The organism is Brachybacterium atlanticum (assembly GCF_025669985.1).
In the GTDB taxonomy this organism is placed as follows: Bacteria; Actinomycetota; Actinomycetes; order Actinomycetales; family Dermabacteraceae; genus Brachybacterium; species Brachybacterium conglomeratum.
This window is the reverse complement of record NZ_JAKJJW010000073.1, coordinates 1-1,537: the sequence shown is the minus strand read 5'-3', so window position 1 is coordinate 1,537 and position 1,537 is coordinate 1. Positions and strand designations below refer to the sequence as shown.

1 rRNA gene is annotated in these 1,537 nt (G+C 55.0%); it reads left to right on the top strand.

Annotation, left to right across the window (positions count from 1 at the left end):
• A 23S ribosomal RNA gene (locus tag L3K22_RS16595) occupies window positions 1-1,526 on the top strand; the annotation flags it as partial.
• Between the last annotated feature and the right edge of the window lie 11 nt (window positions 1,527-1,537).

Below are 1,537 nucleotides of genomic sequence, written 5' to 3'. Positions count from 1 at the left end.
CCTTCGGGGTGTGGATGGTGGTGAGGCTGGGAACCAAGGTCGTAGTAGGTCAGCGCGTGGGATGACGCAGAGAGGTAGCTTCCGCGGACTTAATGGAATAGTCCGTCTAAGCGTGCAGCCCGGCCCCGGGTAATGCTGGGGCCATGAGGGTGAGACGTGATGGGGATCCCGTATGGGCGTAGGTGAGTGATCCTGTACTGCCTAGAAAAGTTCCGGCGTGACGAATACGGTCGCCCGTACCCTAAACCGACTCAGGTGATCAGGTAGAGAATACCGAGGCGTTCGAGAGAATCGTGGTTAAGGAACTCGGCAAAATGCCCCCGTAACTTCGGGAGAAGGGGGGCCCGATCCGTGAGAGCGGAGAGGGCCGCAGAGACCAGGGAGAAGCGACTGTTTACTAAAAACACAGGTCCGTGCGAAGTCGTAAGACGCTGTATACGGACTGACGCCTGCCCGGTGCTGGAAGGTTAAGAGGACCGGTTAGAGCTCTTCGGAGTTCGAAGCTGAGAATTTAAGCCCCAGTAAACGGCGGTGGTAACTATAACCATCCTAAGGTAGCGAAATTCCTTGTCGGGTAAGTTCCGACCTGCACGAATGGCGTAACGACTTCTCCACTGTCTCAACCGCGAACTCGGCGAAATTGCATTACGAGTAAAGATGCTCGTTACGCGCAGCAGGACGGAAAGACCCCGGGACCTTTACTATAGTTTGATATTGGTGTTCGGGACGGCTTGTGTAGGATAGGTGGGAGACTGGGAAGCATTCACGCCAGTGAGTGTGGAGTCGTCGTTGAAATACCACTCTGGTCGTTCTGGATTCCTAACCTCGGTCCGTGATCCGGATCAGGGACAGTGTCTGATGGGTAGTTTAACTGGGGCGGTTGCCTCCTAAAGAGTAACGGAGGCGCTCAAAGGTTCCCTCAGCCTGGTTGGCAATCAGGTGTTGAGTGTAAGTGCACAAGGGAGCTTGACTGCGAGACAGACATGTCGGGCAGGTGCGAAAGCAGGAACTAGTGATCCGGCACCTCATTGTGGAATGGGTGTCGCTCAACGGATAAAAGGTACCCCGGGGATAACAGGCTGATCTTGCCCAAGAGCTCATATCGACGGCATGGTTTGGCACCTCGATGTCGGCTCGTCGCATCCTGGGGCTGGAGTTGGTCCCAAGGGTTAGGCTGTTCGCCTATTAAAGCGGTACGCGAGCTGGGTTTAGAACGTCGTGAGACAGTTCGGTCCCTATCCGCTGCGCGCGTTGGATATTTGAGAAGTCCTGTCCCTAGTACGAGAGGACCGGGATGGACTGACCTCTGGTGTGCCAGTTGTTCTGCCAAGGGCATGGCTGGTTGGCTACGTCGGGAAGGGATAACCGCTGAAAGCATCTAAGCGGGAAGCCTGCTTCGAGATGAGATATCCTTGCACCCTTGAGGTGTGTGAGGCCCCCAGTAGATGACTGGGTTGATAGGCCAGATGTGGAAGCACAGCAATGTGTGGAGCTGACTGGTACTAATGGCCGATGACTTACAACAACATTCTTTGTG